Genomic DNA, 17,316 nt, shown 5'->3' with positions numbered 1-17,316 from the left:
GGAGCCGATCGCCGCCGCGGCTAGCGCTTGGCGGCGAACTTCTTGCTCACGGCATCGAAGATGCCCTTCGCGTCGGGACCGAGCCGCGGCCCCGCCAGCCAGGACGCCTTGGCCGGGCCGATCGAGGTGTTCGACACCAGCGCCGGCTTTCCGTCCGCGCCCGCCGCGACCCAGCCGCCGCCCGAGGAACCACCGGTCATGGTGCAGCCGATGCGGTACATCACGGGGTCGTTCTGGTTGAGCGACAGGCGGCCCGGCTTGTCGTTGCACTGGAAGGCGCGCTGCCCGTCGAACGGCGCCGCGGCCGGGTAGCCCGTCGCCGTCATCTTGGAGATCTTCGGGACGGCCGGGGCGTTGAACTCCACCGGCAGCGCCGAACCGACCGTCTCCTCCAGCGACTTCGTCGTCGTCCCCTTCTCCGGGGTCACGTGCAGCACCGCGAAGTCGTAGGGCGCGCCCGCGCCGCCGACCGGGCCGCCGGTGGCGATCCACTGGTTCGAGGTCTGCGCCCAGTCGCTCCACCACACTCCGTACGGGGCGACCTGCTCCCGGGTCTGCCCCTTGAGCTGCGCCGCCGACTTGCCCCCGTTGTTGTAGGAGGGGACGAAGGCGATGTTGCGGTACCAGCCGCCCTTGGCGCCCGCGTGCACGCAGTGGCCGGCCGTCCACACCATGTTCGACTTGCCCGGGTGCGCCGGGTCCTTCACCACGGTCGCCGAGCAGACCATCGAGCCCTCGGGACCGTCGAAGAAGACCTTGCCGGCCTCCGGGGCGTTCTTGTGGTACGTCGGGGCGACCGCCTTGGCGGTGACCGGGGCCGGAGTCGGGTCCGTCACGCCCTTGTCCTTGCCCAGGTCCGGGTCCGCGCCGGGCCGTTCGGGCTTCTGCGCGTCACGCATCCGGTCCGGGTCCCACAGGTCCTCGATGACGGGGTTCATGAAGTCCTCGGCCTCGCGCAGCCAGTCCTCCTTCTTCCAGTTCTTCCACTCACCCCCCTTCCACTTGTCCATGTCGAAGCCGCGTTCCTTCAGCTTGTCCTTGAGCCGGTCCGGGATCTGGATCCCGTCCGTGCCGGTGGGGTCGCTGGCCGCCACGGTCGGCTTGGCATCGCCGCCCGCCTGGTCTTCCTCCGGCCCGCAGGCCGCGGCGGTCAGCGAGAGGGCGGCCGCGCAGAGTACGGCGGTGACCGGTCGCATCGGTCGCATGTCGTCGAGTCCCCCATGTGGATGGATCAGTGTTCGGACGTGGAGTGCAACCCCCCACTATGCCGATGACGTTGGGGACGGCGCAGAGCGGGTCCGCGGTTCCGGCAAGGATCTTGACGCTACCCGTGATCTGCCGGAGTCACCGTCGTTGGTACGTACGGGGGAAGCGCGACAGCGCTGCTGTTCGACGATCCATCCTTCGACGAGCCGTGCACGCGGGAGGTGCGACAGAGGTGGCCGCCTTGACCGAACGGGCCGCGCCGCGGGAAGCCGCGGACGCCGGGACCGCCGTTCCTCCCGCGGCAGTTGACGATCGGGCAGGAGCACCCGAGGGCGCGACCGTGCAGGGCACGGCTGCGGCCGGCGAGGTCGTGGCGGCCCACGGCCCGGCGGGCGTCGCCCCCGAGGGCATCCTGCGCCGGCAGTCCCTGCGCGAGTCCGCGGCCCGGACCTACGCCCGGGCCCTGCCGATCGTCCCGGTACGGGCCCGCGGGCTCACCATCGAGGGTGCCGACGGGCGCCGCTACCTGGACTGCCTCTCCGGCGCGGGCACCCTGGCCCTCGGGCACAACCACCCGGTGGTGCTCGAAGCCGTCCGGGCGGTCCTCGACTCCGGAGCCCCGCTGCACGTCCTGGACCTGGCCACCCCCGTCAAGGACGCCTTCACCACCGAGCTGTTCGCCAACCTGCCGCCGGCGCTGGCCGCGCACGCCCGGATCCAGTTCTGCGGCCCGGCGGGCACCGACGCCGTCGAGGCGGCCCTCACGCTGGTCCGCGCCGCCACCGGACGCTCCGGGCTGCTCGCCTTCACCGGCGCCTACCACGGCATGACCGCCGGAGCCCTGGCCGCCTCCGGCGGAGCCCGCGACGGCCGGGTGACCCGGCTGCCCTTCCCGCGGGACCGTCACTGTCCGTTCGGCGTGGGCGGCCCCGAGGGCGCGGCCCTGGCCGCCCACTGGACCGAGAGCCTGCTCGACGACCCCAAGAGCGGGATCCCCCAGCCGGCCGGGATGATCCTCGAAGCCGTACAGGGCGAGGGCGGGGTGCTGCCCGCTCCCGACGACTGGCTGCGCCGGATGCGCGAGATCACCGCGGCGCGCGGCATCCCGCTGATCGCCGACGAGGTGCAGACCGGGGTCGGCCGCACCGGCGCCTTCTGGGGCGTGGACCACGCCGGCGTGGTCCCGGACGTGATGGTGCTGTCCAAGGCCATCGGCGGCAGCCTGCCGCTGGCCGTCGTCGTCTACCACGGCGACCTGGACGTCTGGCAGCCCGGCGCGCATGCCGGAACGTTCCGCGGCAACCAGCTCGCCATGGCGGCCGGCACCGCCACCCTCGCCTACGTCCGGCAGAACCGTCTCGCCGAACGCGCCGCCGCCCTGGGCGACCGCATGCTCGCCGCCCTGCGGGGCCTCGCCGCCGCCCACCCCTGCGTCGCCGAGGTCCGCGGTCGCGGCCTGATGATCGGCATCGAGTTCACCGACCCGGACACCCCGGGGAACGCCGCCGCCCCGGCGCTGGCCGCCGCCGTCCGCGAGCAGTGCCTGGCCCGGGGGCTGATCGTGGAGCTCGGCGGCCGCCACAGCGCGGTCGTACGGCTGCTGCCCCCGCTCACCCTGACCGACGAGCAGGCCACTGCGGTGCTGGACCGGCTCGCCGACGCCGTGGCCGCCGCCGAACGGGCCCGGCACCGCCGACTCATCCCAAGGAACCCGCAGTGACCTCCACTCCCGATCCGTTCCGCTCCACCGGCACCCCGCACGCGGGTCTCCCGCGCCAGAACGACGGCTCCCTCCCGGCCCGCACCGCCGCCCCCGCCGCGGTGTCCGCCCCGGTTGATCCGCTGGACCACCCCGACCCGGCCGTCGCGGCCGACGCGGCGGGGGTGGAGAACCTGCTCCGCTGCTGGGTCCGCGAGCGGGCCCTGCCCCGGCCCGCGGCGGACGCCCCGCTGCGGATCCCCCTGCCCGCCTCGGGGCTCGTCCTTCGCGTGCCCGTACGGCACTGGTCCGCGGCCGGATGGCACCGCTTCGGCCCCGCGCGGATCGACGGGGCCCCGGCCGCGGCCCCCGCCCTGGACGCGGTCACCACCGCGGCACTCCTGGTCCGCGAGGCCGGCACCGGCGTTCCGGCCGCCGCTCCCGCCGGCCCGCCCGCCCCCGCCGACCCGGTCCCGCCCGGTGCGGACCTGGTCGGCCGGGTCGCCGACTCCGTCCGCCGTACGGCCGTCTTCCTCGCCGAGCGCCGCGCCCGCCCCGAGCCGCCCGCCCCCGTCGCCCATGCCCCGTTCCTCGACGCCGAGCAGTCCCTGGTGCTGGGCCACCCCCTCCACCCGACCCCCAAGAGCCGGGAGGGACTCACCGAGAGCGAGGCCCGCCGCTACTCACCGGAGCTCCACGGCTCCTTCCCCCTCCACTGGGTGGCCATCGCCCCCTCCGTGCTCGCCACCGACTCCGCCTGGACCGAAGGCGGACGCGCCCTTCCCGCCGGACACCTGCTGGCCCGGCTGGCCCCCGGGCTCCCCCTGCCCGCCGGCACCACCGCCCTCCCGCTGCACCCCTGGCAGGCCCGCGAGGTGCTCCGGCGCCCGGCCGTCGCCGCCCTCCGGGACGCCGGACTGCTCCACGACCTCGGGGCGTACGGGGCCCCCTGGTACCCGACGTCCTCGGTCCGCACCGTCCACCGGCCCGGCAGCCCCGCGATGCTCAAGCTCTCCCTGGGCCTGCCGATCACCAATTCCCGCCGGGAGAACCTCCGCAAGGAACTGCACCGCGGGGTCGAGGTGCACCGGCTGCTCCGGACCGGCCTGGCCGACCAGTGGCAGGCCGCCCACCCCGGCTTCGACATCGTCCGCGATCCCGCCTGGGTCGGCGTGGACCTCCACGACGGCACCGGAGCAGGTACCCCGCTCCCCGGGCTCGACGCGGTCCTCCGACACAGCCCCTTCCGTTCCGGCGAGCAGGCCCTCTGCGTCGCCGGACTCACCGCGCCGCGGCCCTGGCCCGGTCGGAGCACCCTGCGCTCCCGGCTGGCCGGGACCGTCTCCCGGCTCGCCGCGCGCACCGGCCGCCCCACCCCGGCCGTCGCCGCCGAATGGTTCCTCCGCTACCTCGACCACGTGGTCCTGCCCGTCCTCGGGCTCGACGCGCTCGCCGGCATCGCCCTGGAGGCGCACCAGCAGAACACCCTGGTCCTGCTCGACGCCGAGGGCTGGCCCGTCGGCGGCCGCTACCGCGACAACCAGGGCTACTACTTCCGCGAGTCCCACCGCGCGGCCCTCGACGCCCGGCTGCCCGGCATCGGCACCACCAGCGACACCTTCGTCTCCGACGCCGTCACCGACGAGCGCTTCGCCTACTACCTGGGCATCAACAACGTGCTCGGCCTGGTCGGCGCCCTGGGCTCGCAGGGACTCGCCGACGAGCGCGTCCTGCTCGCCGCGTTCCGCGGCTTCCTCGGCAAGGCCGCCGGCCTCGGCCCGCTCCCCGCCCTGCTGCTCGACTCGTCCACCCTGCGGTGCAAGGCCAACCTGCTCACCCGGGTGGGCGGCCTCGACGAGCTGGTCGGGCCGGTCGACACCCAGTCCGTCTACGTCACCATCCCCAATCCCCTCCACGGGTGACCGCCATGACCTCGATCCACATCCAGCCCGACACCGCACCGGGCACGGCCACCACGCCGGGCACCTCCGTCGCCCTGGACACGGCTGTCGCCCCGGGCAGGGGCGTCGCCCCGGGCACGGCCGTCCCGCCGGGCACCGTTCCGGCCCAGGCCCGGCGGCTCGACCCCGGCCTGCTGCCCCGGCTCGCCGAGGCCGACCTCCTCGACAGCCCCGCCGGCTGGGGCCCCGCCACCACCCGCGCGGGCCTGTTCCGGCTGGAACCCGTCCGCCCCGCCCGTGACCGGACCCTGATCACCCGCTGGATGAACGACCCCGAGGTGGCCGCCTTCTGGGGGCTGAACGGCCCCGGCGCGCTGACCGACGCCCATCTCGGCGCCCAGCTGGCCGGGGACGGCCACAGCATCCCCTGCCTGGGCCTGCTCGACGGCACCCCCATGAGCTACTGGGAGATCTACCGCGCCGATCTCGACCCGCTCGCCGCGCACTACCCGGCCCACCCCCACGACACCGGGATCCACGTGCTGATCGGCGAGGCCGCCGACCGGGGACGCGGGCTGGGCACCGTCCTGCTGCGGGCCGTCGCCGACCTGATCCTCGACCACCGTCCCCGCTGCACCCGGGTCCTCGCCGAACCCGACCTCCGCAACACGCCCTCGGTGACCGCTTTCCTCAACGCCGGTTTCCGTCTGGCCGAAGAGATCGACCTGCCCGACAAGCGCGCCGCCCTGATGATCCGTGACCGCGCCCTGCGCACGCTGCTCTGACCACCGGTGTCGGTGGAGCCGCGTAGGGTTGTCAGTGCTATGACGAAGCCCTCCCTCCCCGACCTGCTGCACGCCGCCGTCACCGCCGTGGGCGGCACGGAGCGCCCCGGCCAGGTGGCCATGGCCGAAGCCGTGGCCGAAGCGATCGACGAGAACGCGCACCGGCTGATCCAGGCCGGCACCGGCACCGGAAAGTCCCTCGGCTACCTGGTGCCGGCCCTCGCGCACGGCGAGCGCGTGGTGGTCGCCACGGCCACCCTGGCCCTCCAGCGCCAGCTGGTCGAGCGGGACCTGCCGCGCACCGTCGAGGCGCTGCACCCGCAGCTGCGCCGCCGGCCGCAGTTCGCCATGCTCAAGGGCCGCTCCAACTACCTGTGCCTGCACCGGCTGCACGAGGGCGCCCCGCAGGACGAGGAGGAGGGCCTCTTCGACCAGTTCGAGGCGGCCGCCCCCAGCAGCAAGCTCGGCCAGGACCTGCTGCGGCTGCGCGACTGGGCGGACGAGACGGAGACCGGCGACCGCGACGACCTCACCCCGGGCGTCTCCGACCGGGCCTGGTCCCAGGTCTCGGTCTCCTCCCGGGAGTGCCTGGGCGCGACCAAGTGCCCGTACGGAGCCGAATGCTTCGCCGAGGCGGCCCGGGAGCGGGCCAAGCTCGCGGACGTCGTGGTCACCAATCACGCGCTGCTCGCCATCGACGCCATCGAGGGCGCCCCGGTGCTCCCGCAGCACGAGGTGCTGATCGTGGACGAGGCCCACGAACTGGTCTCCCGGGTGACCGGCGTGGCCACCGGCGAGCTCACCCCGGGGCAGGTCAACCGGGCGGTGAAGCGCGCCGCCAAGCTGGTCGACGAGAAGTCCGCGGACTCCCTGCAGACCGCCGCCGAGTCCTTCGAGCGGATCATGGAGCTGGCCCTGCCGGGCCGGCTGGAGACCGTCCCGGAGGACCTGGGCTACGCGCTGCTCTCGCTGCGGGACGCGGCCCGCGAGGTGATCACGCGGATCGGCGCGACCCGCGACAAGTCGCTGGCCGACGAGGACGCCGTCCGCAAGCAGGCGCTGGCATCCGTGGAGAACATCCACGCGGTGGCAGAGCGGATCACCCTCGGCTCCGAGTACGACGTGGTCTGGTACGAGCGGCACGAGCCCCGCGGCGGAGCCGCTTATCGGCACAGCGGAGCGACGCTCAGGGTGGCTCCGCTGTCGGTGTCCGGGCTGCTGCGGGAGAAGCTGTTCGAGGACCGCTCGGTGGTGCTCACCTCGGCCACGCTCAAGCTGGGCGGGGACTTCAACGGGGTCGCCGCCTCGCTGGGCCTGTCCCCGGAGGGCGTGGCAGGGGAGGACGTCCCGCCCTGGAAGGGCCTGGACGTCGGCTCGCCGTTCGACTACCCGAAGCAGGGCATCCTCTACGTCGCCAAGCACCTGGCCACGCCCGGCCGCGAGGGCACCCGCGGCGACATGATGGACGAGCTGGCCGAGCTCATCGAGGCGGCCGGCGGCCGCACCCTGGGCCTGTTCTCCTCCATGCGCGGCGCCAAGGCGGCCGCGGAGGAACTGCGGACCCGGCTCGACCAGCCGATCCTCCTCCAGGGCGAGGAGACCCTCGGCGAGCTGATCAAGAACTTCGCGGCAGACCCCCGGACCTGCCTGTTCGGCACCCTGTCGTTGTGGCAGGGAGTGGACGTGCCCGGTCCCAGCTGCCAGCTGGTGATCATGGACCGGATCCCCTTCCCGCGTCCGGACGACCCGCTGATGAGCGCCCGGCAGAAGTCGGTCGAGGAGCACGGAGGGAACGGCTTCATGGCCGTGGCCGCCACGCACGCGGCCCTGCTGATGGCGCAGGGCGCGGGTCGGCTGGTGCGGGCTTCCGGGGACCGGGGCGTGGTGGCGGTGCTGGACCCGCGGCTGGCCACGGCCCGCTACGGCAGCTTCCTGAAGGCCTCGCTGCCGGACTTCTGGTACACCACGGACCGCAACCAGGTCCGCCGCTCCCTGGCGGCGATCGACGCTGCCGCGCAGGCCGAGGGGAAGTAGGTACGCGGGCACGCCAAGAACCCCGGGACCGGCGCAGTGGGTCCCGGGGTTCGCCAGGGGCGGCGGGGTGTCAGATCCGTCGCAGGACGGCGACGACCTTGCCGAGGATGGTCGCCTCGTCGCCGGGGATGGGCTGGTAGGCGGAGTTGTGCGGGAGCAGCCAGACGTGGCCGTCCTCGCGCTTGAAGCGCTTGACCGTGGCCTCGCCGTCGAGCATGGCGGCCACGATGTCCCCGTTCTCCGCGACGGGCTGGCGGCGGACCGTGACCCAGTCGCCGTCACAGATGGCGGCCTCGATCATCGAGTCGCCGACGACCTTCAGCACGAAGAGCTCGCCGTCGCCGACCAGCTGCCGGGGGAGGGGGAACACGTCCTCGACGGACTCTTCGGCGAGGATCGGGCCGCCGGCGGCGATCCGGCCGACCAGCGGCACGTACGAGGCGGCGGGCTTGCCGGTGGTGTCCGTGGGCTGCGAGCTGGGCTGGTCCGAGCCGCGGACCTCGTAGGCCCTGGGGCGGTGCGGGTCGCGCCGCAGGAAGCCCTTCCGTTCCAGGGCCATCAGCTGGTGCGCCACGGACGAGGTGCTGGACAGGCCCACCGCCTGGCCGATCTCCCGCATCGACGGCGGGTAGCCGCGGCGCTGCACCGAGTCACGGATGACCTCGATGACCCTCCGCTGCCGGTCGGTGAGTCCGGAGCTGTCAGCGCGGATCCCGGGAGGTCGTCCGGGCAGCGAGCGCGCGGGGCGTACGGAGGCCTCCCCGTCGGGATTCAGGCTTGCGTCAGTCATGGCATGCACCGGCTCGACTCGGCTCTGGGAGCGGTTCTGGGCAGTGATGGTGGCACTGTCTGCGGTGGTGGTCACGTCGGCGGCCCCTCTCGAACGGAATGTTCTCCCCTGGCTGGACAACGGTAGTTGCTTTCGAAAGGTTGCGCCAAACACACGTTCGAGTGAAAAATCGCAGATTGCTCTACGTGACGACCGTAAGAGGTGTATGGGCCGGATTTCGGACGCCCATGTCGTGCCGGTGTCCGGGGTGGCCGGCGGTCCGGATGCCGAACGGGGGTTCGGTCCGGCACCGCACCCTTACGGTACCCTTCCCGGTCGGACGGCCACCGTCCGGGCTCGCCCAGTCTGGCAGCCCCGGGCCCCGAAACCGGGCATTCCGTGGCGCGACACGCGGTAGGGCCCCCAGTCCTGCGAAACACAAGATCTAGTGGTTGGATGGGCGAAGTCACCCAGCAGTTGTGCTCCCGGTGGCCTCTGAGGCTCCCGGGATCGCATATGCTTGTGGCTGCTTCAGGAGCCCCCACGACAGCCGTCGCGCTGTCGGATCAGGCCGTCCTGGGCCATTCAGTCGTGCCATGAGGGAGGGTGGGAGAACCGTGCATTGCCCCTTCTGCAGGCACCCCGACAGCCGCGTCGTCGACAGCCGCACCACGGATGACGGCACGTCGATCCGCCGTCGCCGTCAGTGTCCGGACTGCTCCCGCCGATTCACCACGGTGGAGACCGCGTCACTGATGGTGGTCAAGCGAAGCGGAGTCACGGAACCCTTCAGCCGTACCAAGGTCATCTCCGGCGTGCGCAAGGCGTGCCAGGGGAGGCCCGTCACGGAGGACGCCCTCGCAAAGCTCGGCCAGCGGGTCGAGGAGTGCGTGCGCGCCACCGGCAGCGCCGAGCTGACCACCCACGACGTGGGCCTGGCCATCCTCGGCCCCCTGCAGGAGCTCGACCTCGTCGCGTACCTGCGCTTCGCGTCCGTATACCGAGCGTTCGACACGCTGGAAGACTTCGAGGCCGCCATCGCCGAACTCCGGCAGCGGCCTCCCGGCGGCAGGCCCGCCGGGGCCGGTCCGGTCCCCGCGCCCGCCTCCGCCGCCGACTGACCGGGCGGCCGCACAGCGGCCCGTCAGTCCGCACACAGAGCCATACGAAGATCAAGTCAGACCGTGCCACGGAATATTGCTGGCACATCAGGGCGTTTTTGCCCGCATATGGGAGGCGGCAGCATGACAGAGACGGCGAGCGGCCCGGCACGCGGTTCCCGCGCGAAGGGTGCCAAGTCGGCGGGCAAGGGCGGCCTGCGCATCGAGCGCATCCACACCACCCCCGGCGTGCACCCGTACGACGAGGTCGTCTGGGAACGCCGTGACGTCGTCATGACCAACTGGCGCGACGGCTCGGTCAACTTCGAGCAGCGCGGCGTCGAGTTCCCCGACTTCTGGTCGGTGAACGCGGTCAACATCGTCACCAGCAAGTACTTCCGCGGCGCGGTCGGCACCCCGCAGCGCGAGACCGGTCTGAAGCAGCTCATCGACCGGATCGTGAAGACCTACACCAAGGCCGGCGAGGAGTACGGGTACTTCTCCACGCCCGCCGACGCGGAGATCTTCGAGCACGAGCTCACCTACGCCCTGCTGCACCAGATCTTCAGCTTCAACTCCCCGGTGTGGTTCAACGTCGGCACGCCGCAGCCGCAGCAGGTCTCCGCCTGCTTCATCCTGTCCGTCGACGACTCCATGGAGTCGATCCTCGACTGGTACAAGGAAGAGGGCATGATCTTCAAGGGCGGCTCCGGTGCCGGCCTGAACCTCTCCCGCATCCGCTCCTCCAAGGAGCTCCTCTCCTCCGGCGGCAACGCCTCCGGCCCGGTCTCCTTCATGCGCGGCGCCGACGCGTCGGCAGGAACGATCAAGTCGGGCGGTGCCACCCGCCGCGCGGCCAAGATGGTCGTGCTCGACGTGGACCACCCGGACGTCGAGGACTTCATCGCCACCAAGGTGAAGGAGGAGGAGAAGATCCGCGCCCTGCGCGACGCGGGCTTCGACATGGACCTGGGCGGCGACGACATCACGTCCGTCCAGTACCAGAACGCCAACAACTCGGTGCGCGTGAACGACGAGTTCATGACGGCCGTGGAGAACGGCACCGAGTTCGGCCTGCGTGCCCGCATGACCGGTGAGGTCATCGAGAAGGTCGACGCCAAGGCGCTGTTCCGCAAGCTCGCCGAGGCCGCGTGGGCCTGTGCCGACCCGGGCATCCAGTACGACGGTGTGATCAACAACTGGCACACCTGCCCCGAGTCCGGCCGCATCACCGCGTCCAACCCGTGCAGCGAGTACATGCACCTGGACAACACGTCCTGCAACCTCGCCTCGCTGAACCTGATGAAGTTCCTCAAGGACGACGGCAAGGGCAACCAGTCCTTCGAGGTCGAGCGCTTCGCCAAGGTCGTCGAGCTCGTCATCACCGCGATGGACATCTCCATCTGCTTCGCGGACTTCCCGACCCAGAAGATCGGCGAGAACACCCGCGCCTTCCGCCAGCTGGGCATCGGCTACGCCAACCTCGGCGCCCTGCTGATGGCCACCGGCCACGCGTACGACTCCGACGGCGGCCGCACCCTCGCCGCCTCCATCACCTCGCTGATGACCGGCACCGCGTACAAGCGCTCCGCCGAGCTGGCCGGCGTCGTCGGCCCATACGACGGCTACGCCCGCAACGCCGAGCCGCACAAGCGCGTCATGAAGCAGCACGCCGACGCCAACGCCGTCGCCCCGCGCACCGACGACCTGGACACCCCCGTCTGGGCCGCGGCCACCGAGGCCTGGCAGGACGTCATCCGCCTGGGCGAGAAGAACGGCTTCCGCAACGCGCAGGCCTCCGTCCTCGCCCCGACCGGCACCATCGGTCTGGCGATGTCCTGCGACACCACCGGTGTCGAGCCGGACCTGGCCCTGGTCAAGTTCAAGAAGCTCGTCGGCGGCGGCTCGATGCAGATCGTCAACGGCACCGTCCCGCAGGCCCTGCGCCGCCTGGGCTACCAGGAGGAGCAGATCGAGGCGATCGTCGCCCACATCGCCGAGCACGGCAACGTGGTCGACGCCCCCGGCCTGAAGACCGAGCACTACGAGGTCTTCGACTGCGCGATGGGCGAGCGCTCCATCTCCCCGATGGGCCACGTCCGCATGATGGCCGCGATCCAGCCGTGGATCTCCGGCGCCATCTCCAAGACGGTGAACATGCCGGAGTCGGCGACCGTCGAGGAGGTCGAGGAGATCTACTTCGAGGCCTGGAAGCTCGGCGTCAAGGCCCTCGCGATCTACCGCGACAACTGCAAGGTCGGCCAGCCGCTCTCCGCCAAGAAGAAGGAGGACGAGAAGGCCGAGGTCACCGCCAAGGCGGAGGACACCATCCGCACCGCGGTGGAGAAGGTCGTCGAGTACCGCCCGGTCCGCAAGCGCCTCCCCAAGGGCCGCCCGGGCATCACCACCTCCTTCACGGTCGGCGGCGCCGAGGGCTACATGACCGCCAACTCCTACCCGGACGACGGCCTGGGCGAGGTCTTCCTGAAGATGTCGAAGCAGGGCTCCACCCTCGCGGGCATGATGGACGCCTTCTCCATCGCCGTCTCGGTCGGCCTGCAGTACGGCGTCCCGCTGGAGACCTACGTCTCGAAGTTCACCAACATGCGCTTCGAGCCGGCCGGCATGACGGACGACCCGGACGTGCGGATGGCGCAGTCGATCGTCGACTACATCTTCCGCCGCCTGGCCCTGGACTTCCTGCCGTTCGAGACCCGCTCGGCGCTCGGCATCCACACCGCCGAGGAGCGCCAGCGCCACCTGGAGACCGGTTCCTACGAGCCGCTCGAGGAGGAGCTCGACACCGAGTCCCTGGCCCAGTCCGCCCCGCTGGCCGCCGTTCCGGCCGTCCCGGTGGTGGAGGTCCCGGCCCCGAAGAAGGTGGCCCACACCAACGCGGAACTGGTGGAAATGCAGCTCGGCGTCTCGGCCGACGCCCCGCTCTGCTTCTCCTGCGGTACGAAGATGCAGCGCGCCGGCTCCTGCTACATCTGCGAGGGCTGCGGCTCGACCAGCGGCTGCAGCTGAGCCTGACCGATAGATGACCCGAAGGGGACCGGCCTCGGCCGGTCCCCTTCGGCGTCATTCGGCCTGCCCGCCTGGGAAAGCAGCAGGTGAGACGGGGCTACCCCTGGGTAATGATCACGGGTTAGGCTCACCGGCGCGCAGGGGGCGCGTACATGAGGGTGGGGGGCACATGGCCGAGAACGTGGCAGTGGCGGACAAGGGCATGAGCGCGCCGGCGCAGGTGATCGCGGCCGTGGTGCTGGTCGGGGGCCTCTCGGCCGGAGCCTGGGCGATGCAGGCGGCCGATCGGAAGGAGGCCGAGGGGCCGGCCCGGTGCTCCGTCTCCACGGACGTGCTGCCCGCGCAGTACGCCTCCGGGGCCCGGCTGTGCGAGGCGCTGAACCGGCCGGACCTGCCGGTGCTCCTCGGCACCCCGGAGGACCGGGTGAGGTCCGCGAGCGGCAGAGGCGACTGGCAGACCTTCGGCAGCGGCACCAAGAGGGCAGCGCCGGAGGCGACCGTGGAGACCGAGAAGCACCACGTGGAGATCGGGGTGGACTACGACCTCCGGGTCGAGTCGGCCGCGCTCCTGGGCTCGGAGGTACAGAAGCAGACGGTCCTGGGGCGCCCCGCGGTCTTCTACTCCAGCCAGACCCTCGCCATCGGCTTCAATCTCGGCGGAAGCGGCAAGGCCACCTCGGGCCGCGGTCCCATGGCCCGTTCCCTGGCGGTGGCCAGGGACGCGAAGGACGGCGGCGGCTTCTACGAGGTGGTCATCTGGCGGCAGAGCGGCAGCCTGATGCCCGATGACACGACGCTGCTCGCCGTGGCGGAGAAGGTGCTGCCGACGCTCCCGGGCTGGCAGAACGGCTGACACCGCGGCGTCATCGCTCCTTCCCCGCTCCTTCCCCGCTCAGTTCTCCTGCATGACGGACAGGACGTTGCCGGCCGGGTCGGTGAACCAGGCGATGGCCGCCGGGCCGCCCTCGGGGCCGCCCCGGGTGATGCCCTTCCCGTCGGCCTCGAACTCCGGGTAGCGCTCGAGGGAGATTCCGCGGGCGGTGAGTTCGTCGACGGCCGCGTCGATGTCCGGGACGGAGAAGTTGAGGACGGTGAACGTCGCCGGGGTGTGCCCGTCCTTCGGGTAGACGAAGACGGGGCGGTCGCCGGAGAGGTGCAGCAGCAGGGCGCCCATCGACTCCTCCGTCACGCGCAGCCCCAGGGTCTCGCCGTAGAACTGCTTCGCCGCCTGGATGTCGTCCACGGCGAAACTGCTGAACGCCTCGGTGTTCCCGAACATGGGTGGTTCCCTTCTCTGGCGGGTCGGCCTGTGCGCGGGGTGCGGGGAGGCCCCTGCCATGACACATCCGGGAGCCGCCGCCCGCGGCGAGCGACGCGGCCATGTCGTACGCGGGCGGCGAGGATCACTCGTCCGGGCCGGTGCGGGGACCGTAGGCGATCATTGTCCGAGCGCGATCTGCACGATCTCGTGATCGGCATGATCCGCACGATCAGGACGTACGGCGGGGAGACGGGGGAGCCATGTGGAGCGGTGACGAACTGGACCTGGACGCGTACCTGGCGCGGACCGGGTACGAGGGGCCACTCGCCCCGGACCTGGAGACCTTGCGGGGGGTGCACCGGGCCCACGCGCGGTCGATCGTCTTCGAGAGTCTGGACGTGCTGCTCGGCCGTCCGGTCGAGCTGGACCTCAAGAGCCTCCAGGACAAGCTGGTGCACGGCGGCCGAGGCGGCTACTGCTACGAGCAGAACTCGCTGCTCGCCGCGGCCCTGGAGCGGATCGGCTTCGAGGTCACCGGGCGCGCCGCCCGCAACCGCACCCGCGGCGCCCTGATGCCCGTCACCCACGCCCTCCTCGTGGTCACGCTCGAAGGCGAGCCCTGGCTGTGCGACGTGGGCTTCGGCCACCAGGGCCCGCTGGAGCCCGTCCCGCTGGCCCGTCCCGGCGCCGAGGTCCGGCAGGGGGAGTGGACGTACCGGGTCCGCGAGGAGGAGGACGGCATCCTCGCCCTGTCCTTCCTGCGCGAGGGGGAGTGGCGTGACCTGTACGCCTTCTCCCCGCAGCGCATGTACCCGGTGGACTACGTCCTGATGAACCACTACAGCTCCTCGCACCCCCGGGCGGCCTTCACCCGGGAGCTGATCGTCCAGCGGGCCGCCGAGTCGGCCCGGACGGCGCTGATCGGCGACCGGCTGACCGTCGTGCCGGCCGGTGGCCGGGGCCCGGCCGAGCGCCGCACGGTGCCGGCCGGGGAGCTGTTCGCCCTGCTCGACCGGGAGTTCGGGATCCGGCTCTCCGATCGGGACGGGGTGGAAGTCCTGCGGAGGTACCCCGCCGAGAACTGACCCAGGCAGGCCCGGGGCCCGTACGATGGCCCGGTGCTGGTCAAGTGGATTCGCTGCACGGTGACGGATCGACGGGGGTTCGAGCGCGGGCAGCGGAAATGGGCCGGGCTGCCCGGCGAGCCGGGATTCAGGGGGCAGGGCGGTGGCTGGAGCCGGGGGAGTCAGGGCGTCGCGCACGTTTTCGCGTTCTGGGAGAGCCGGGCCTTCTACGACTCCTTCATGGCCCGCTCGTACGACCGGCTGGCGGCCGCGCAGAACGGCACCTACACCGGTCTGCGCAGCGCGCTCTTCGACCACCGCTTCGACGTGAAGACCGGTTTCGAGCCGCGCTTCACCGATGCCGACGTGATCCGGGTCGCGCACACCCGGGTCCGCGAGGGCCGGGTGGACCACTTCGCGCTGATGCAGGAGAAGGTGTGGAACCCGGCCATGGCAGGGTCCCCGGGCATGGTGCGTGGCCTGTTCGGGGAGGCGCCGGGGCGCGAGTTCCTGGTGCTGTCCATGTGGAAGTCGGCGGCCGAGCACGGCAAGTACCGGCAGGAAAGGGTCGAACGGCTGTCGCTGCGCGCGCAGACCGAAGCCGACGTCGAGGCGCTCACCGGGGACGTGGTCGATCTGGAGCCGTCCTGGACGGTCTGACCGGCCCCGCGTCCGACGGGCTGCCGCTGCGTCCGGTGGCCCCGGTGCGTCCGATGGTCCTACCGGCCCTCGGCGCGCTGCGTTCGTCCTCGCCGGGGTGTTCGAACTAGGGTCGAGGAATGGCACGCCCACAGCGCATCGTCCTCCTCCGGCACGGGGAATCGGAGGGCAACACCGATGACTCGGTGTACGAGCGCGAACCCGACCACGCCCTGCGCATGACCCGTAAGGGCCACCGGCAGGCGGTCGAGGCGGGCGAACGGCTGCGCGCGCTCTTCGGCGAGGAGCAGATCAGCGCGTACGTCTCCCCGTACCGGCGCACCCTGCAGACCTTCCGGGAGCTGCGGCTGGATCCCGGCCGGGTGCGGATACGCGAGGAACCGCGGCTGCGCGAGCAGGACTGGGGGAACTGGCAGGACCGGAACGACGTACGCGAGCAGAAGGCGAAGCGGGACGCCTACGGGCACTTCTTCTACCGTTTCGCGCAAGGGGAGTCCGGAGCCGACGTGTACGACCGGGTGGGCTCCTTCCTGGAGAGCCTGCACCGCAGCTTCGAGCAGCCCGACCACCCGCCGAACGTGCTCCTGGTGACGCACGGGCTGACCATGCGGCTGTTCTGCATGCGCTGGTTCCACTGGTCCGTCGCCGAGTTCGAATGCCTGTCGAACCCGGGCAACGGCGAGTACCGGATCCTGCAGCTGGGGGCGGACGGGCGCTACCGCCTGGACCGCCCGTTCGAGCGGTGGACCACGCCCGAGTCCTACGACCTGGACGACCGAGCCGACTAGAGTGACCCGCGATGACGACCCCTGACTCCCCTTCCGACGTACCCGCCCCGGCCGGCCTGCCCGCTCCTTCCGGCCTTCCCACCGCCCCGCTCGCCGCCGCCCCGCTCGCCGCCGACCCGCGCTACGCCAGGGCGCTGGCGAGCCTGCGCGCCCTGGCGGTCGGGGACGCCCTGGGCTCCCAGTTCTTCGTTCCCGCGAACTACCCGCTGCTCAAGCGGCGCGAGCTGCCGCCGGGCCCCTGGCAGTGGACCGACGACACGGAAATGGCCTGCTCCGTGGCCGCCGTGCTGGCCGGACACGGCCGGATCGACCAGGACGCGCTGGCCACGTCCTTCGCCGTCCACCACGACTTCGACCGGGGCTACGGACCGGCCGTGAACCGGATGCTGCGGCTGATCCGGGAGGGCGGGGACTGGCGCACGCTGGCAGCCGAACTGTTCAACGGGCAGGGCTCGTGGGGCAATGGAGCGGCCATGCGGATCGCACCGCTGGGCGCCTGGTACGCCGACGACCCCGAGCAGGCCACGCACCAGGCGGAGATCTCCGCGTACACCACGCACCAGCACCGGGAGGCGGTGTGCGGGGCGATGGCAGTGGCCGCGGCCGCCGCCCTGGCGGCGGACCCGGCGGGAGCGCCCGCCCCGGCCGACCTGCTGGACGGGGTGATCGCGCTGGTGCCGCGCAGCGCGGTGGGCGCCGGGCTGCGCCGGGCGAAGGACATGCTGGACTACGGCGACGCGACCACGGTGGCGGCGGTGCTGGGCTGCGGGCGCCGGACCAGCGCGCACGACACCGTGCCCTTCGCGCTGTGGTCGGCGGCCCGGTCGCTGGACGACTTCGAGCAGGCCTTCTGGACCACCGCCCAGGCCGGCGGGGACGTGGACACCACCTGCGCCATCGTGGGCGGGGTGCTCGGGGCCCGGGGTGCGGACGTGGTCCCGGACAGCTGGCTGTCCCGGACCGAGGCGCTGCCGGACTGGCTGCCGCAGACGGCGGGCTGAACCGGTCCGGACCCCGCCCCG

At 72.2% G+C, this 17,316-nt stretch carries 14 protein-coding genes; 11 read left to right on the top strand and 3 right to left on the bottom strand.

Annotation, left to right across the window (positions count from 1 at the left end; all coding sequences use genetic code 11):
* Nucleotides 1-20 precede the first annotated feature (20 nt).
* On the bottom strand, nucleotides 21-1,205 hold the full coding sequence (locus AC067U_RS05055; protein ID WP_478828197.1) for a trypsin-like serine peptidase: 1,185 nt from the start codon (nucleotides 1,203-1,205) through the stop codon (nucleotides 21-23).
* Between the two features lie 371 nt (nucleotides 1,206-1,576).
* Here AC067U_RS05055 and AC067U_RS05050 point away from each other — a divergent pair, with 371 nt between their 5' ends.
* From AC067U_RS05050 to AC067U_RS05035, 4 genes are read left to right on the top strand one after another with little or no spacing between them, the layout of a single operon-like run.
* A complete protein-coding gene (locus AC067U_RS05050; protein ID WP_478828294.1) occupies nucleotides 1,577-2,926 on the top strand; it encodes a diaminobutyrate--2-oxoglutarate transaminase family protein in 1,350 nt (449 codons plus the stop codon).
* Nucleotides 2,923-4,827, top strand: a complete 1,905-nt coding sequence (locus AC067U_RS05045) for an IucA/IucC family protein (RefSeq protein ID WP_478828196.1) — start codon at nucleotides 2,923-2,925, stop codon at nucleotides 4,825-4,827. The genes AC067U_RS05050 and AC067U_RS05045 overlap by 4 nt, the downstream gene beginning before the upstream one ends.
* Before the next feature lie 5 nt (nucleotides 4,828-4,832).
* Complete coding sequence (locus AC067U_RS05040; RefSeq protein WP_478828293.1) at nucleotides 4,833-5,591, top strand: GNAT family N-acetyltransferase; 759 nt, start codon at nucleotides 4,833-4,835, stop codon at nucleotides 5,589-5,591.
* Between the two features lie 39 nt (nucleotides 5,592-5,630).
* Nucleotides 5,631-7,625: an ATP-dependent DNA helicase gene (locus AC067U_RS05035; RefSeq protein WP_478828195.1), complete on the top strand. Its 1,995-nt coding sequence runs from the start codon at nucleotides 5,631-5,633 to the stop codon at nucleotides 7,623-7,625.
* 70 nt (nucleotides 7,626-7,695) lie between these two features.
* Here the strand turns inward: AC067U_RS05035 and lexA are convergent, their stop codons facing one another.
* Nucleotides 7,696-8,490, bottom strand: a complete 795-nt coding sequence (gene lexA, locus AC067U_RS05030; protein WP_478828194.1) for a transcriptional repressor LexA — start codon at nucleotides 8,488-8,490, stop codon at nucleotides 7,696-7,698.
* A 521-nt stretch (nucleotides 8,491-9,011) separates the two neighbouring features.
* Here lexA and nrdR point away from each other — a divergent pair.
* The 3 genes from nrdR (at nucleotide 9,012) to AC067U_RS05015 (ending at nucleotide 13,374) form a co-directional block, all read left to right on the top strand.
* A complete protein-coding gene (gene nrdR / locus AC067U_RS05025) occupies nucleotides 9,012-9,515 on the top strand; it encodes a transcriptional regulator NrdR (protein WP_478828193.1) in 504 nt (167 codons plus the stop codon).
* 123 nt (nucleotides 9,516-9,638) lie between these two features.
* Complete coding sequence (locus AC067U_RS05020; protein ID WP_478828192.1) at nucleotides 9,639-12,521, top strand: vitamin B12-dependent ribonucleotide reductase; 2,883 nt, start codon at nucleotides 9,639-9,641, stop codon at nucleotides 12,519-12,521.
* Between the two features lie 169 nt (nucleotides 12,522-12,690).
* Nucleotides 12,691-13,374 carry a DUF6215 domain-containing protein gene (locus tag AC067U_RS05015; RefSeq protein ID WP_478828191.1) on the top strand — a complete coding sequence of 228 codons (684 nt, stop codon included), beginning with the start codon at nucleotides 12,691-12,693 and terminating at the stop codon, nucleotides 13,372-13,374.
* Nucleotides 13,375-13,413: 39 nt separating this feature from the next.
* Here the strand turns inward: AC067U_RS05015 and AC067U_RS05010 are convergent, their stop codons facing one another.
* Nucleotides 13,414-13,800 carry a VOC family protein gene (locus AC067U_RS05010; protein ID WP_478828190.1) on the bottom strand — a complete coding sequence of 129 codons (387 nt, stop codon included), beginning with the start codon at nucleotides 13,798-13,800 and terminating at the stop codon, nucleotides 13,414-13,416.
* Nucleotides 13,801-14,042: 242 nt separating this feature from the next.
* Between AC067U_RS05010 and AC067U_RS05005 the strand changes: the two genes are divergently transcribed.
* The 4 genes from AC067U_RS05005 (at nucleotide 14,043) to AC067U_RS04990 (ending at nucleotide 17,295) form a co-directional block, all read left to right on the top strand.
* Nucleotides 14,043-14,867, top strand: a complete 825-nt coding sequence (locus AC067U_RS05005; protein ID WP_478828189.1) for an arylamine N-acetyltransferase family protein — start codon at nucleotides 14,043-14,045, stop codon at nucleotides 14,865-14,867.
* Between the two features lie 33 nt (nucleotides 14,868-14,900).
* Complete coding sequence (locus tag AC067U_RS05000) at nucleotides 14,901-15,506, top strand: YdbC family protein (protein WP_478828188.1); 606 nt, start codon at nucleotides 14,901-14,903, stop codon at nucleotides 15,504-15,506.
* Nucleotides 15,507-15,625: 119 nt separating this feature from the next.
* Nucleotides 15,626-16,294 (top strand): histidine phosphatase family protein, encoded by a 669-nt coding sequence (locus tag AC067U_RS04995; protein ID WP_478828187.1) that lies wholly within the window; start codon nucleotides 15,626-15,628, stop codon nucleotides 16,292-16,294.
* Nucleotides 16,295-16,305: 11 nt separating this feature from the next.
* Entirely contained in the window at nucleotides 16,306-17,295 is a 990-nt protein-coding gene (locus AC067U_RS04990; RefSeq protein WP_478828186.1) for an ADP-ribosylglycohydrolase family protein, read from the top strand.
* Nucleotides 17,296-17,316 lie beyond the last annotated feature (21 nt).

This window comes from Streptomyces sp. NPDC043853, from assembly GCF_056436025.1.
Note: the sequence above shows the minus strand (reverse complement) of the source record. Positions and strands in the feature narration are given on the sequence as shown.

Coding starts and splice junctions, on each gene's coding strand:
- AC067U_RS04990 (WP_478828186.1), top strand. CDS start 16,306: ATGACGACCCCTGACTCCCCTTCCGACGTACCCGCCCCGGCCGGCCTG.
- AC067U_RS05020 (WP_478828192.1), top strand. CDS start 9,639: ATGACAGAGACGGCGAGCGGCCCGGCACGCGGTTCCCGCGCGAAGGGT.
- AC067U_RS05010 (WP_478828190.1), bottom strand. CDS start 13,800: ATGTTCGGGAACACCGAGGCGTTCAGCAGTTTCGCCGTGGACGACATC.
- AC067U_RS05040 (WP_478828293.1), top strand. CDS start 4,833: ATGACCTCGATCCACATCCAGCCCGACACCGCACCGGGCACGGCCACC.
- AC067U_RS05005 (WP_478828189.1), top strand. CDS start 14,043: ATGTGGAGCGGTGACGAACTGGACCTGGACGCGTACCTGGCGCGGACC.
- AC067U_RS05055 (WP_478828197.1), bottom strand. CDS start 1,205: ATGCGACCGATGCGACCGGTCACCGCCGTACTCTGCGCGGCCGCCCTC.
- AC067U_RS05035 (WP_478828195.1), top strand. CDS start 5,631: ATGACGAAGCCCTCCCTCCCCGACCTGCTGCACGCCGCCGTCACCGCC.
- AC067U_RS05015 (WP_478828191.1), top strand. CDS start 12,691: ATGGCCGAGAACGTGGCAGTGGCGGACAAGGGCATGAGCGCGCCGGCG.
- AC067U_RS04995 (WP_478828187.1), top strand. CDS start 15,626: ATGGCACGCCCACAGCGCATCGTCCTCCTCCGGCACGGGGAATCGGAG.